Source organism: Rhizobium phaseoli, assembly GCF_003985125.1.
Lineage (GTDB): Bacteria > Pseudomonadota > Alphaproteobacteria > Rhizobiales > Rhizobiaceae > Rhizobium > Rhizobium phaseoli.
The window spans coordinates 22,873-36,780 of record NZ_ML133598.1 but is presented as its reverse complement, the minus strand read 5'-3'; the positions used below and the strand labels follow the sequence as shown (position 1 = coordinate 36,780).

At 60.3% G+C, this 13,908-nt stretch carries 10 protein-coding genes, 1 tRNA gene and 2 rRNA genes; 10 read left to right on the top strand and 3 right to left on the bottom strand.

The window, feature by feature from the left end; all coding sequences use genetic code 11:
- The 10 genes from EFD56_RS29990 to EFD56_RS29945 form a co-directional block, all read left to right on the top strand.
- Nucleotides 1–99 (top strand): 23S ribosomal RNA (locus EFD56_RS29990); the annotation flags it as partial.
- A 185-nt stretch (nucleotides 100–284) separates the two neighbouring features.
- A 5S ribosomal RNA gene (gene rrf / locus EFD56_RS29985) occupies nucleotides 285–399 on the top strand.
- A 101-nt stretch (nucleotides 400–500) separates the two neighbouring features.
- Nucleotides 501–577 (top strand) — tRNA-Met (locus EFD56_RS29980).
- A 640-nt stretch (nucleotides 578–1,217) separates the two neighbouring features.
- On the top strand, nucleotides 1,218–1,988 hold the full coding sequence (locus EFD56_RS29975; RefSeq protein WP_126907010.1) for an SDR family NAD(P)-dependent oxidoreductase: 771 nt from the start codon (nucleotides 1,218–1,220) through the stop codon (nucleotides 1,986–1,988).
- Nucleotides 1,989–2,288: 300 nt separating this feature from the next.
- Nucleotides 2,289–3,254: a sugar-binding protein gene (locus tag EFD56_RS29970; protein WP_126907008.1), complete on the top strand. Its 966-nt coding sequence runs from the start codon at nucleotides 2,289–2,291 to the stop codon at nucleotides 3,252–3,254.
- Nucleotides 3,255–3,332: 78 nt separating this feature from the next.
- Nucleotides 3,333–4,874: a sugar ABC transporter ATP-binding protein gene (locus EFD56_RS29965; RefSeq protein WP_126907007.1), complete on the top strand. Its 1,542-nt coding sequence runs from the start codon at nucleotides 3,333–3,335 to the stop codon at nucleotides 4,872–4,874.
- A 42-nt stretch (nucleotides 4,875–4,916) separates the two neighbouring features.
- Nucleotides 4,917–5,948 (top strand): ABC transporter permease, encoded by a 1,032-nt coding sequence (locus EFD56_RS29960; protein ID WP_064828529.1) that lies wholly within the window; start codon nucleotides 4,917–4,919, stop codon nucleotides 5,946–5,948.
- A 280-nt stretch (nucleotides 5,949–6,228) separates the two neighbouring features.
- Entirely contained in the window at nucleotides 6,229–7,035 is an 807-nt protein-coding gene (locus EFD56_RS29955) for a hypothetical protein (protein ID WP_126907006.1), read from the top strand.
- 204 nt (nucleotides 7,036–7,239) lie between these two features.
- On the top strand, nucleotides 7,240–8,028 hold the full coding sequence (locus EFD56_RS29950) for a DUF2092 domain-containing protein (protein ID WP_126907005.1): 789 nt from the start codon (nucleotides 7,240–7,242) through the stop codon (nucleotides 8,026–8,028).
- Complete coding sequence (locus tag EFD56_RS29945) at nucleotides 8,025–8,354, top strand: hypothetical protein (protein WP_012485350.1); 330 nt, start codon at nucleotides 8,025–8,027, stop codon at nucleotides 8,352–8,354. The genes EFD56_RS29950 and EFD56_RS29945 overlap by 4 nt, the downstream gene beginning before the upstream one ends.
- Before the next feature lie 14 nt (nucleotides 8,355–8,368).
- On the opposite strand, the gene EFD56_RS29940 is transcribed toward EFD56_RS29945, so the two are convergent.
- From EFD56_RS29940 to EFD56_RS29930, 3 genes are all read right to left on the bottom strand, one after another.
- Nucleotides 8,369–11,551: an efflux RND transporter permease subunit gene (locus EFD56_RS29940; RefSeq protein ID WP_126907004.1), complete on the bottom strand. Its 3,183-nt coding sequence runs from the start codon at nucleotides 11,549–11,551 to the stop codon at nucleotides 8,369–8,371.
- Nucleotides 11,552–11,591: 40 nt separating this feature from the next.
- A complete protein-coding gene (locus EFD56_RS29935) occupies nucleotides 11,592–12,788 on the bottom strand; it encodes an efflux RND transporter periplasmic adaptor subunit (protein WP_126907009.1) in 1,197 nt (398 codons plus the stop codon).
- A 289-nt stretch (nucleotides 12,789–13,077) separates the two neighbouring features.
- The gene (locus EFD56_RS29930; protein ID WP_037113895.1) at nucleotides 13,078–13,842 is read right to left on the bottom strand and encodes a bestrophin-like domain; all 765 of its coding nucleotides are present in this window, start codon (nucleotides 13,840–13,842) and stop codon (nucleotides 13,078–13,080) included.
- Nucleotides 13,843–13,908: the final 66 nt, after the last annotated feature.

Sequence of the window (13,908 nt, the reverse complement as noted above, 5' to 3'; positions counted from 1 at the left end):
TATCAGAGCCGTGGAAGACGACCACGTTGATAGGCCGGGTGTGGAAGTGCGGCAACGCATGAAGCTTACCGGTACTAATAGCTCGATCGGCTTGATCGTTCTCATTGACTGTGCTCATCTCAGGGCGAATGCAAAGCATTCGTCCCGACAGAGCAAAGGCAAAAGCCTTTGCGACGGGCCCGGCAAACGCGCTAGTGTTTGTCCGGTTTGAGCCTTTGACGTGTTTAGACAAGCAGGCCTTCGGCCTGCGCCAGCTTCTCAAATCAAAAGTTGCGCTTTGCCGACCTGGTGGTTATGGCGGGGTGGCTGCACCCGTTCCCTTTCCGAACACGGCCGTGAAACGCCCCTGCGCCCATGGTACTTCGTCTTAAGACGCGGGAGAGTAGGTCGCTGCCAGGTCTGCAAAGCGCAACTTCGTTAAATAAAATCTTCTCTGCACAAACAACGGCATTCGCCGTCAAAAGGCCGCCCACAAAGCGGCCTTTCGTGTTACAATATCCCGCGGGGTGGAGCAGCCCGGTAGCTCGTCAGGCTCATAACCTGAAGGCCGCAGGTTCAAATCCTGCCCCCGCAACCAAACATCACAAAAAGCCCGCATCACGCGGGCTTTTTTGTTTGGTAACGGGTCGAGGAGTGAACGCCTCTTCAGGGGCCCGCAAGACGGCAAAGCCGACGAAGCGGGACAGAAAACCACAAATCCTGCCCCCGCAACCAATCTTCCCCTTCCCCCATATCTCCGAAAACACAGATAGCAGTTATCGCTGGCGCGAAGACTTCATCTTCGCTGGCGATGGTAGCTCGTCGTCCTGCGGACCATAACCTGAAGGCCGCAGGTTCAAATCCTGCCCCCGCAACCAAACAAATAGCCCGCATCACGCGGGCTTTTGTCGTTTCTGGTAGAGCGTCGAGGCGTGAAGGCCCTTTCCGAGGCTCTGCGGGACGGGAAAGCCGACGAAGCGAATGGTTCAAATCCTGCCGCCGCAAGCACCGAAACTTCAATATTTGCCATTCAAGTCCCTTCATACAAAGCTCCTCCGCATATGCGTCGAGGAGCTTTTCTGTTTCTGCCCCGTGCCCAACTCCCCGGCGCGCAGCCGCTGCCGATAATCGTGGCACTGCAACGCCCTTGAACCGCTCTCCGTGATCGTCGCGGCTTGCCATCTGGTATCCGCACGCCGACGCTGCCATAAATGAGCTTCATCGAGGGAGGCATCGCGATGCAGAAGAATGCGCCGGACTTCAGCCTTGACGGTAAAGTGACTTTGGTGACGGGAGCTAGCCGTGGCATCGGTCGAGCGTGCGCACTTGCCTGTGCCGCAGCAGGCTCCGATATTGTTCTGGGGGTTCGCGATGTCACGGCGTCGGCAGGCCTGGTTGCCGAACTCGAGGGTGCGGGGCGAAAAGTTCTCCCTGTCGAACTGGAGATTCCCAATAAGGCCCACATTGCTCAAGCCGTCGACGCGGCGCTCACGGCGTTCGGCCGGATAGACATCCTCGTGAACAATGTCGGCGTGGCGCCGGGCAATCTCGCGGAACTTGTCGAGGAGAAGGACCTTGACGAGATACTTGATGTCAACATCAAGGGCACCTTTCTGATGGCGCAGGCGGTCGGTCGCCAGATGATCAAACGCAATGGCGGCCGGATCATCAATATCAGTTCCCAGGCCGGTACCGTGGCGCTGCGCGGCGAGGCAATTTATTGCATGAGCAAGGCGGCAATCAATCATCTCACGCGCTGCCTTGCAGCCGAATGGGCACGCTACAATGTCACCGTCAATACCGTGTCGCCAACATTCATCCACACCGATGGTACAGCCCCTTTCCTATCCGATGCGGACAATCGCAAAGCGACGCTCGGTCACATCCCACTCGGACGGATCGGTGAAACCGATGATGTGGTGGGTGCCGTCGTCTTCCTTGCCTCGCCGGCTGCGAGCCTAATCACCGGTGCGAACCTGCTCGTGGACGGTGGATGGTCGGTCGCCTGAGGCCGAGGTGCGCCTGCAGCGTAAGTCTTAAGAAGACGCGAACAACCGTCTCCTAGGGTAGGGATCGTTGACGTCATCGCAAAGGCGATAGCGATGCAGGATCGTTGATTTGACCCGGCATCGACATGTTTTGATCTGTATTCATATTACTATTTACTAATTCAGATTCTGGTATACCGTCGATGTGCGATCGGCACCTATGCCACACGTCGCTTTGCGACGGCCCTGGAGGGGGCGCGCATGCGGCCGGCCGTAAGTCGCGAACGGGCCCTCGCAATTGCGGCCCTTGGGAGGAGTATTATGAAACAGCTGAAACGGAAAAATGCTGCCTTGTTTTTCGCTGCGTTGATGTTGAGTGCGGCGCCGATGGCTGCATCGCATGCCGCCGACAAGCCGACACTCGCATTCGTCGTCAATGGAGCGTCCGACTTCTGGAAAGCCGCCGAGGCGGGGGTGAAGAAGGCACAGGGCGAGATGCCAGACTACAATATGGTACTGAAATATCCTGAGCAGGCGGCTGTCGCCATTCAGCAGCGTCTCATGGAAGATCTCGTCAGCGCCGGCGTCAAGGGGATCATGGTCTCCGCCGTCGATCCCAAGACCCAGACGGACGGCCTCAACAAGATCGGTTCGCAGACGGCTCTCTTCACCACCGACAGCGATGCGCCGAAGACCAACCGGGTCGCCTATATCGGTTCTTCGAACGTCGACGCCGGCAAGCAGGCCGCCGAAATCGCCAAGAAGGCGATGCCGGACGGCGGCAAGTGCATGGGCTTCGTCGGTCTGCTGGGCGCCGACAACGCCCGCGAACGCATCGAAGGGATGAAGGAAGGGCTCAAGGGTACCAAGATCGAGCTTGTCGATGTTCGAGGTGACGACATCGATCAGACGCGCGCCAAGAAGAACGTCGAGGATGCGTTGGTGGCCAGCCCCGACCTGACCTGCATGGTCGGCTTCTACTCCTACAACACGCCGCGCATCTATGAGGCGCTGCGCGACGCAGGCAAACTCGGCCAGATCACCGTCGTCGGCTTTGATGACGATCCGATCACGCTCGGCGGCGTCAAGGAAGGCACGATCGCGGCAACCGTCGTACAGCAGCCGTTCGAATGGGCCTATCAGGGCATGAAATTGATGGCCGCCTACCTCAAGGGCGACAAATCAGGCGTTCCCGCCGATGGCTTGATCATCATTCCGACGGTCATCATCGGCAAGGACGACGTCGACAAATATGCTGCCAACCTGAAGGCCATGGCCGGAAAATAGCCTCTTTTGCGGCGGCGGCACTCACCGCCGCCGCGAAAGGCGTTTCATGCCGTCAGCATCAGCAGCCATGGAAAGCCGATGAACCATAGTTCCGACATCCCGTCACCGGGCGGGCCCGCAACGCCATTCCTTTCGCTTTCCGGCGTCGGCAAGACCTATCCAGGTGTCGTTGCGCTCGAAGGCCTGTCAATGGACATCATGCCAGGCGAGGTCATCGGCCTTGTTGGCGAAAACGGGGCCGGAAAATCGACGCTGATGAAAATTCTCGGCGGTGTGATCGCACCCGATCGGGGCACGATCCTGCTCGACGGAGCAGAGCTTCGTTTCCTCACCGTGGAATCGAGCATCTCGTCCGGCATCGCCTTCGTGCATCAGGAGCTCAACCTCTTCGAGAATCTCGACGTCGCCGCCAATATCTTCCTGGGGCGCGAACCGCTGAAGGCGGGACCTCTGAAGCTCGTCGATCGCGATCGATTAAGGGAAATGGTGAAGCCGCTCTTGAGGCGCGTGGGCGCGCATTTTTCCGCCGACACACCCGTGGCGTCGCTGTCGCTGGCCGAGCAGCAGATGGTGGAAATCGCCAAGGCGCTGTCCATCAACGCCAGGCTCGTCATCTTCGACGAACCCACTTCCAGCCTTCCGCTGGCTGAAACCGAGCGGCTACTCAGCATCATCAAACTGCTGAAGGCGGATGGCATCAGCGTTATTTTCATCTCGCATCGGCTCCACGAGGTTGAGCGCGTGGCCGACCGGGTCGTCGTACTCCGTGACGGCGCGCTTGCGGGCACGCTCGCCAAGAAGGAGATCGGCCACGACCAGATGGTCAAGCTGATGATTGGCCGGATGCTTGCGGCCCGCACCGCAAAGCCGCAGCGCTCACCCGGTTCAGTTGCGCTGAAGGTAAGCGCCGTGCGCACCGCGGCTTATCCCGGCCATCCCGTTGATCTGGAAATCAGGTACGGAGAAATCCTCGGACTTGCGGGCCTCGTCGGGTCCGGCCGCACTGAGCTTGCCAGGGTGCTCTTTGGCATTGATCGCAGTTACGGCGGAGTCATCCTGCAGGACGGGCAGCAAATTGAAGTCCGTTCCGCGCGCGACGCGGTTGCTCGCGGCATTTTCCTGGTGCCGGAGGATCGAAAGCGCAACGGCATTCTTCTTGATTTCCCGATCGCCCAGAACATAACCCTTGCCCATCTCCCCACGCTCGCCAGCCGTTTCATGCTGTCCGCCGAGCGCGAGACGGCGGCGGCCGAAAAGCAGCGCGTTCGCCTTGGCATCAAGGCGCCCTCTGTTTCCAGCCGAACCGGCACTCTGTCCGGCGGCAACCAGCAGAAGGTCGTGCTTGCCAAATGGTTGTCGATGAGCCCGAAGGTGATGATCTTCGACGAGCCGACGCGCGGCATCGACATCGGCGCCAAGAACGAGATCTACGGCCTGATGCGGGCGCTTGCCGATGCCGGTGTCGCGATCCTGATGATCTCCAGCGACATGGAAGAGGTAATCGGCGTTTCCGACCGCATTGCCGTCATGCATGAGGGCCAGATCGCCGGCATTCTCGATGAGGACGAATTCAGTCAGGAAAGCGTCCTTTTGCTTGCTGTCGGCAAAGGCGTAAAATAGCCGCCGCGGCGATATAGTCAGATATCGGGGATTGGATCTCGAATGATCAAGAAAGATCTTGGACTGCTGCTTTTGATCGTCGTCGTCGGCATCGTCGTCGCGATCATCAATCCGCGCTTCCTGCTGCCGATCAATCTGGCGAATACGGCCAACCTGATCGGCCTGTTCGGCATCCTGTCGATCGGCCAGGCCTACGTCATCATAACAGGCGGTATCGAACTTTCCGTGGGTTCACTCGTAGCGCTTCTTGGTGTGCTGTTTGTCGATTTCGTCGCGGTCCAAGATATGCCATGGATGCTGGCGCTGCCACTCATTCTCGTGCTCGGTGCGGCCATAGGTGCCGTTCACGGCTGGCTGATCACCCGGCTGAACTTGCAACCTTTCGTCGTCACTCTCTGCGGCCTCCTTATCTATCGCGGCGCGGCGCGCTTCTATACGGCCGATGGAACGGCGGGTTTTGCGTTCGGCCAGAATTTCCCCGAGCTTGAGTTTCTGACCGCCGGACGGTTGTACGGCGTTCCCAACACCTTCATTGCGCTCGTCATCATTTCCGTGGCGATGTGGGTGGTGCTGCATCGCTCTGTCTTCGGGCGTTATCTTTATGCGATCGGCAAGAACGAGGAGGCGGCCCGCTATTCCGGTATCCACACCGGCCGGATGGTGATGTCGGCTTATGTCATCTGCGGACTGCTGACGGCGCTCGCGGCGATCTATTTCGCCATGTACACACGCTCGATCTCGCCGGCCAGCCATGGCCAGTTCTATGAACTCTACGCAATTGCCGCTGCCGTACTCGGGGGCTTTTCGCTCCGCGGCGGCGAAGGATCGATCGTTGGCGCCGTGCTCGGAACAGTCCTGCTCCAGGAATTGCAGAACCTGGTGAATCTGCTTGGCATTCCCTCGTCGCTGAATTTCGCCGTGATGGGTGGCGTGATTCTTATCGGCGTGCTGATCGACCAACAATGGAACGCGATCCGCGCACAGCGCCGGCTCGTCTCTGCCGCCCGACAAACCGAAGCTCGTGCTTCGGACGAAGGCAAATTGCCGGTGGTTGCCAATCAGGACCAGGCGTAGCGAACGGTTCAAAACCTGAACGGCAACCAAAGCTCACAAAGGCCCGCCCCGTGCGGGCTTAGTCGTTCTGGTATCGAAATAATATCCCCGCAAGTTGTCATCGATTTGCAAGCGACGACGAAATAGTTGCTAAAAGGATAATATTCTAATATACGTAGTTCAGGCGCATCTTATATTTCCGTAGTAGCAAGTAACGTCCGTCCATTCGGCGGCGCCTATTTTCCTATTCAGAGGGAAGTTCGATTTCATGAAGTAGATCAGAGATTTACAGGGGGGAATCATGCAAAAATGGGGATCTTCTCTAACGGCGTCTCGATATGGGAAGCATCGTCTTCAATCGGCAATCTCCGCGTTGCCTGCGTTCTGCGCGATTATGTTCCTCGCCGGGATTGCATCCGCGCAAGCGCCGACTGAAGAGCAGCGCGAGGCGATCAGGGCCGAGTGCCGTTCCGATTTCATGGCGAAATGCTCGGGGGTGACGCCGGGCGGTATCGAGGCGCTGACCTGCCTGCAGCAGCATAGCGCGACGCTTTCGGAAGGCTGCCGGAAGGCGGTTTCTGCGGTGAACGTCAAACCCAAGTCGACATCTGCCGACCCAAAGCCGACGGCACCTGCCAATACCGCGACGGCGACCCCAGTGCCCGCGACCGGCACGCCGGCGCATCAGCCGACGCAGGCGCAGCGCAATGCGGTCAAATCGGCTTGCCAGCGCGATTTCATGGCGCAATGTTCCGGGGTCGCGCCGGGCGGTGCGGCGGCGCTCAGCTGTTTGCAACAGCATAATGCCGCTCTATCGGCGCCATGTCAGCAAGCCGTCGCGGCATTGGGGGGATCGGGGGCGCCGCCGGCTGCCGGCGATGCGGCGGCTACCGGTGCAATCGCGCCGGCCCCTCCGGCCCCTCCGGCAATGATGCCAGCCTTCTCCCCGCGTGAGGAAGTGATGATCCTGCGGGAAACCTGCGGAGCGGACTTCCGGGCCTTGTGCCGCATGGTGCCTTTGGGAGGAGGGCGGGGCATTGCCTGTCTGCGCGACAATCTGCAGCGCGTATCTCCGGCGTGCCATCGCGTGCTGACCTCAGGTTTGTAGCGCCCGTTCGAAACTTCCTCTCATAATGAGATCGTCGCGCACCAGCCAGACATTCGGTGCGCGATCCCGCAGAGGCCGGCAGCATACTTTGCCCGCTTGCATGCATTGCATCTTTCACATTCAATGTCCGGCTGCGGCGGGTCCGTCAGCTGCTCCATCTGCAATTTGATGAAATCAATGACGACACGAACGAAAGGCATTGCCATGTCATCGACATTCCCTTTCCCGCGATTGAAGCGGATCCTCCTCTATGCCTCGCTTGCCGTCAGCCTCGCACCGCCGACAAGCGCGTGGGCGGACGATGCGAAGGCTCTTTTAAAGACGATGTCCGATTTTCTGACGGCGCAGAAGACGATCTCCTTCACCTATCAATCGTCGCTCGAAGCGGTGACGCCCGACTTCGAGAAACTCCAGTTCGTAAGCTCCGGGACTGCCAACCTGACCCGCCCAGACAAGCTGCGTGTCACGAGGACCGGCGGCTTTGCGGACCTCGACGTGAGTTTCGACGGTTCGTCGCTGACAGTTCACGGCAAAAACCTCGACGCTTATGCCAAGATCGACGGCAAGGGGTCGCTCGACGAGCTGATCGACAGGCTGATGACCGCGGGCGTCGAAGCGCCGGGCGCCGATCTTTTATCCTCCAACGTCTATGACGTCCTCATGTCGGATGTGACGGAGGCCAAGCATATTTCCAGCGCATTCGTGGATGGGGTCGAATGCGAATATCTGGCCTTCCGAACGCCTGAGATCGACTGGCAGATCTGGATACAGAGCGGTCCGCAACCGATACCCCGCCGTTACGTCATCACCAGCAAGCACGTCGTACAGGCGCCGCAATACACGCTCGAAATCAGCGACTTCAAAAGCGGAGCGGATGTCGCGGCCGTTTCCTACACCATCGAGGTTCCAGCCAGCGCGAAGACGGTCGATCTCAGTGAACTGCAATCCCTTGATGAACTGCCTGAAGCTGCCCGTATGGGAGAGGTAAAATGACCTATAGGAAGCTGTTCTTCGCCCTCGGCCTGGCCGGCGTTCTGACATTCACCGGCTTTCACATCGAGGAGCAGGTATCCGCGCCATTGTCGATCGGCTTTGCCACGCCGGCCGGCGCCGTCATCGGCAGGCCGCTGACGCCGCTCTCTTATGCGGGCGTGGCTCGCCGGACGACGCGGCGGGTCGTCACACGCACGACGACGACCATCGCCGTGCTGCCGGCAGGCTGCCGCTATGGTCCCTATTACGGCGGCTATTATTATCGATGCGGCGGTTATTACTACGCCAAGAGCGGCAACGTCTATGTGCAGGTGATCGTGCAATAATTGCTGCGATCGCCTTACCGGACGTTCGACATCTCCGCTTCCACCGCGCTCGCGGCCGTGCTTGCGGTCGCGCCGCGCCGCTTCCAAAATTCCTCGAGGCGCTGCAGCAGCACGTAGAAAGAGGGAACGAAGAGGATGGCGAGGCAGGTCGAGGCGATCATGCCGCTGAAAACCGATATGCCGATCGACTTGCGCGCCGATGCGCCGGCGCCCGTGGCCAGCACGAGCGGCAGGACGCCGAGGATAAAGGCGAAGGATGTCATCAGGATCGGCCGGAAACGCAGGCGGGCGGCCTCGACGGCGGCGTCGAGGATTTCCATGCCTTCCGCCCGTTTTTCCCTGGCATATTCGACGATGAGGATGGCATTCTTGGCGGCGAGCGCAATCAGCAGGATAAGGCCGATCTGCGTATAGAGATTATTGGCCACACCCGCCGCCGTCAGTGCCGCCACGGTGCCGAGCAGGGCGAGCGGCACGGCTGATATGACCGCCAGCGGCAGGATCCAGCTTTCATATTGGCCGGCGAGCACGAAATAGACGAGCAGCATGGCGAGCGCGAAGATAAAATAGATCTGCCCGCCAACGGCCTTCTCCTGATAGGAGAGCGCTGTCCATTCGAAACCGGTTCCCGTCGGCAATGTATGATCGGCGATCTGCTCCATCACCTCGAGCGACTGGCCGGAACTGAAACCGGCCGCCGGTCCGCCGACGATGGTGGCGGTCGGATAGAGATTGTAGAGGCTGATCAGCGAGGGACCTTGCGTCGTGGTGACATTGACGACCGTGCCGAGCGGCACCATCGTCCCGTCGCCGGCCTTGACCTTCAGGTTGCGGATATCCTCGGGGCTGACACGGAAATCGGATGCGGCTTGCGCGTAGACCTGGAAGGTGCGGCCGAATTTGTTGAACTGGGTGACATAGCTCGATCCGACATAGCCGGAGAGAGCAGAGAAGACCTGGCCGACCGTAATTCCCAGCGTCTCAGCCTTGATGCGATCGACGGAGACCGCAAGCTGCGGCACGTTCGAGCGGAAAGGCGTACTCAGCCGCTGCAGCGAGGACTGGGCATTGCCGTTCTTGACGATCGTATCGGCAAGTGATTGCAGCAGCGGATAGTCGGATACGCCGTTGCGGAGCTCGACCTGCATGGTAAAGCCGTTGGCATTGCCGACGCCCTGGATCGGCGGCGGCACGACCACCAGCGTTTTTGCAGTCAGCACATGTTGCAGGGCGTCGTTCAGATGCTGATAGATCGACAGCAGGTCCTGCCCCTTCTGCTTGCCGCGCTCGTCCCAATCCTTGAGAACGACATAGGCGACGCCGGCATTCTGCAGGCTGGCATTGTTGTCGAGAACGGAAAGGCCGCTGATGGTCAGCACCTGGTCGACGCCCGGGGTGGCTTCGGCGATCTTGCCGATCTCTTCCATGACGGCGTCGGTCCGCTCCTTCGAAGCGCCGTCGGGCAATTGGGCGCTGACCAGCACATAACCCTGATCCTCGATCGGCAGGAATGCAGTCGGCAGGCGCGTGAGCCCCCAGATGGCGACGCCGATCAGCGCCAGCGCTGCCACGGCCATGAGGCCGCTGTGACGGGTCATCGATCCGATCAGTCCGGCATAATGCCGTTCGCCCCAATCATAGCCCTTGTTGAAGCCGCGATAGACGACGTTGCGTTTGTCGAAGGGCACCGGCGCGCGCAGCCAGAGGGCGCATTGCGTCGGTTTCAGCGTCACGGCATTGATGGCGCTGATCAGCGCGGTCGCGGCAATGACAAGTGCGAACTGCCGGTAGAGCTGGCCGGTCAGGCCGGGCAGGAAGGCGGCGGGAATGAAAACCGCCATCAGCACCAGCGTGATGCCGATGACCGGGCCAAGCAGTTCCTCCATCGCCTTCTCGGCCGCCTTTCGGCCTGACATGCCCGCCTCGATGTGCCGGGCAACGCCTTCGACGATGACGATGGCATCATCGACGACGATACCGATGGCGAGAACGATGGCAAACAGCGTCGACAGGTTGACGGTGAAGCCCAATGCCGCCATGGCCGCGAAGGCACCGATGATGGTGACGGGAACCGTGGTCGCCGGCACCAGCATTGCCCGCCAATCCTGCAGGAAAACCAGAATGACGATGAGAACCAGCACACCCGCCTCGATCAGGGTGACGTAAACCTCGTCGATGGAGGCCTTGACGAATTTCGTCGTGTCGAACGGCACGTGATATTCGAGGCCCGGCGGAAAACTCTTGGAGAGCTCCTCCATCTTCGCATCCACCGCCTGCGCCACGGCAATGGCGTTTGCCTCCGGCAGCTGGAAAATGCCGATGCCGGCCGCCGGCCGGCCGTTCTGCGTGAAGGACTGGCTGTAGGTCTGGGCGCCGAGTTCGACGCGGCCGATATCGCGGACGCGCGTGATGCGGCCGCCCTGTCCGCTTTCGACCTTGACGATGATGTTCTCATAGTCGGCGGCCTCGTTCAGCCGGCCATTGACGTTCAGCGTGTATTGAAAGACCTGCCCTTGCGGCACCGGCGGAATGCCGATCTGGCCGGCGGTGACCTCCTGGCTCTGTTGCTGCACGACATTGACGACATCCTGCGGCGTGAGGCCGCGTGCCTGCAGCAGGTTCGGATCCATCCAGATCCGCATGGCATATTGGCCGGCGCCGAACACCGTCACGTTGCCGACGCCAGGCAAGCGAGCGAGCTCGTTCTGCAGATTGATGACGGCGTAGTTCGACAGGAACAGGCTGTCATAGCGGCTGTCTGATGAGGTCAGGCTGACGAAGCCGAGGATCGCCGTCGACTTCTTCTGCGTTGTCACGCCCTGAAGCTGCACCGCTTCCGGAAGCGACGACATTGCAATGGCGACGCGGTTCTGCACCAGAACCTGGGCCTGATCCGGATCCGTTCCGATGGCAAAGGTTACGATCAGCGAATAGGTGCCGTCGCTGGCGCTGGTCGACTGCATGTAGAGCATATCCTGCACGCCGTTGACCTGCTGCTCGATCGGCAGCGCGACGGTGTCGACGAGGGTCTGGGCGCTGGCACCGGGGAAGCGCGTCGTCACCTGCACCGTCGGCGGCACGACATTCGGATATTGCGCCACAGGCAGCTGGAACAGGGCGACCGCGCCGACCAGCACGAAAACCAATGCCAGGACGTTGGCAAGTACCGGTCGCTCGATGAAGAAACGCGAGATCATGCTGTTGCCTCAGACGTTCAGAGGAAGCGTGGTGGCGAAGTCATTGCGTGGTGGTATTGGCCTTGGCATCGCCGGCGGCATTGGCCGTCGGGTTCATTTCGATCTTGTCGGGCGTGACCTTGCTGCCGGGAATGGCCTGCTGGATCCCTTGAGTCACCACCCAGTCGGCCGGATCGAGACCGGACTGGATGACCCGGAGCGCACCTTCACGCTGGCCGGTCTTGACCTGCTTCTGCTCGACGACGTCGTCCTTACCGAGAACGAGCACGTAGCTGCCGAGCTGGTTCGTTCCGATCGTATCGTCGCGCACCAGCAGAGCCTTGTCGTTATGGCCGACCGGCACCCGAACCCGCACGAAGAGGCCGGGCAGCATGGCGTGATCCTTGTTGTCGAACAGGGCACGGACCTGAAGCGTGCCTGTGGAGGCGTCCAGCTGGGGCGATACGTAGTCGAGATGTCCCTTGTGCGGGTAACCTTCTTCCGTCTGCAAACCGATCTCCGCCGGTATGCTCGGCAGGTCCGTCTGCCTGAAGGTATGTCCCTGCTTTGCCAGGGTTTCCTTGATCATCAGCACCTGCGTTTCGCTGACGTTGAAATAGGCATACAGCGGATCGGTCTGGACGATGCTGGCGAGTTTGGTGGGGCCGGACACGCCGACCAGCGTGCCGATATCGACGAGGTGATCCGTGACGATGCCGTCGAAAGGAGCGAGCACCTCGGTATAGCCGAGGTTGATCGTTGCAAGTTCAACATTGGCCTGGGCGTTGAGGATGGCGGCATTCGCTTCGTCGAGCGTCGCCTTGGCGCTGTCGACCGCGGTCTGGGTGGTGACCTGTTGCTTCATCAGATTGAGCTGCCGGTCATATTCCTGTTTTGCGCCGACCTGGGAGGCCTGCTGCGAGGCGAGCGATGCCTTGGCCTGATCCAGTTGCGCCTCGTAGGTGTCCCGCTCGATGCCGAAAAGCTTGGTGCCCTTCTTCACCAACATGCCGTCCTGGTAGTCGATGGATTGGACATAGCCCTGGACGCGCGCCTCGATATCGACGGCATTGAGCGGCGCGGTATTGCCGGTGAGGTCGAAATAGAGCGTCACCGGCTCCTGGACCGGCAGCGCGACCCGAACCACAGGCGGCGGAGGCGGAACATAGGTGTTGCCGCTCTCCTCGCAGCCGGCAAGCATTGCCATGCCGGCAAATGTCAGAAAAAGTCGCAGACCCTGATGCAATCTCCCACGCATTGCCGCCGCCTCGACATGTCTAGAGCCCACCGCATAATTCCTGAAATCGGAAGCGATCGAAGGATAAATTATGCAGCAATCAAACGCGCGACAGCGTTCTTTGCGCGTCTGAAAGACGCGCGGCACTGTCGTCTCATGCGTGCCTCGACGGCTGCCCCCAATCGGCCTGCCGAAGGTTCAAGGCATGCGATATTATGTCGCGGCATTGCTAAAAATTGCAATAGCCCATGGTGCACAATTGAACTCTGTTGAGCTCAAAAGAGCCGGGGCAGGAGGGTTCGTGACGCAGCTACGGTTTCCCAAGCCGTTCCATGGCCGACTGCAAGGGTGCGTCCGACACACGGACCAGCCCGATATAGGGATTGGCCATATCCGAGATCAGGAAGACCGCGCCGGCGACGGAAAGCGCGCAGACAAAGAGAATGGACAGCACCGTCGGGTTGGGCGGCGCCTGCAGCCCGAAGGTTGCAAAAAGCAACGAGAGCCAACAGACGAGAACCGCGAGAAAGGCCCAGGGCAGGCCCTCACTGCCGGATTCGACCAGCAGCCAGTGGGTTTCCGCCACCATGCCGCTGACTTCAAGCGCGCGGGTCTGGAGAGAGTGCTGCACGGCATCCTTCGGCGACAAGGATCGAAGGTCGCCCTGAACGGCCTCGATATCCTGATATTCTCCCAGCGCCTTGCCGGATGCCTCGTCGGTGGTTGCGGCAGTCCAGCCGCGGCTCAGCCGTCTTTCGATAAGGTGGCGCAGCAGCCGGCGCGCATCCTCGGTTTCCGGGCCGTATTGCGCCATGACGCGATCCAAAAGCAGGACCCGCGCCGCTGCCGTTCTCATCTCCACTTCGGCATTGTCGTAGGTCGATTTGGCAGATGCGATCAACAGGCCGAGCGCCAAGGCCGACAGCGTCCCCACGACCGCGGTCGCGAGCCTGATGACATCCTTGGATTCCGAACTGAGATGATGATCCGGCAAGCGGCCGCGCACGATCATTCCTATCGATGTCGCCGCCGACAGGAAAACAAATACCAGCCCGCCAAGCAACAGTGAGCTCACGTCCCCTCTCCGTATCGTCACGGCCACTCCGCAGGCGCCGCGATACGGGCAAGCTGTGCAAGAGCG

Coding starts and splice junctions, on each gene's coding strand:
- EFD56_RS29940 (WP_126907004.1), bottom strand. CDS start 11,551: ATGATCTCGCGTTTCTTCATCGAGCGACCGGTACTTGCCAACGTCCTG.
- EFD56_RS29970 (WP_126907008.1), top strand. CDS start 2,289: ATGAAACAGCTGAAACGGAAAAATGCTGCCTTGTTTTTCGCTGCGTTG.
- EFD56_RS29965 (WP_126907007.1), top strand. CDS start 3,333: ATGAACCATAGTTCCGACATCCCGTCACCGGGCGGGCCCGCAACGCCA.
- EFD56_RS29945 (WP_012485350.1), top strand. CDS start 8,025: ATGACCTATAGGAAGCTGTTCTTCGCCCTCGGCCTGGCCGGCGTTCTG.
- EFD56_RS29960 (WP_064828529.1), top strand. CDS start 4,917: ATGATCAAGAAAGATCTTGGACTGCTGCTTTTGATCGTCGTCGTCGGC.
- EFD56_RS29935 (WP_126907009.1), bottom strand. CDS start 12,788: ATGCGTGGGAGATTGCATCAGGGTCTGCGACTTTTTCTGACATTTGCC.
- EFD56_RS29955 (WP_126907006.1), top strand. CDS start 6,229: ATGCAAAAATGGGGATCTTCTCTAACGGCGTCTCGATATGGGAAGCAT.
- EFD56_RS29975 (WP_126907010.1), top strand. CDS start 1,218: ATGCAGAAGAATGCGCCGGACTTCAGCCTTGACGGTAAAGTGACTTTG.
- EFD56_RS29950 (WP_126907005.1), top strand. CDS start 7,240: ATGTCATCGACATTCCCTTTCCCGCGATTGAAGCGGATCCTCCTCTAT.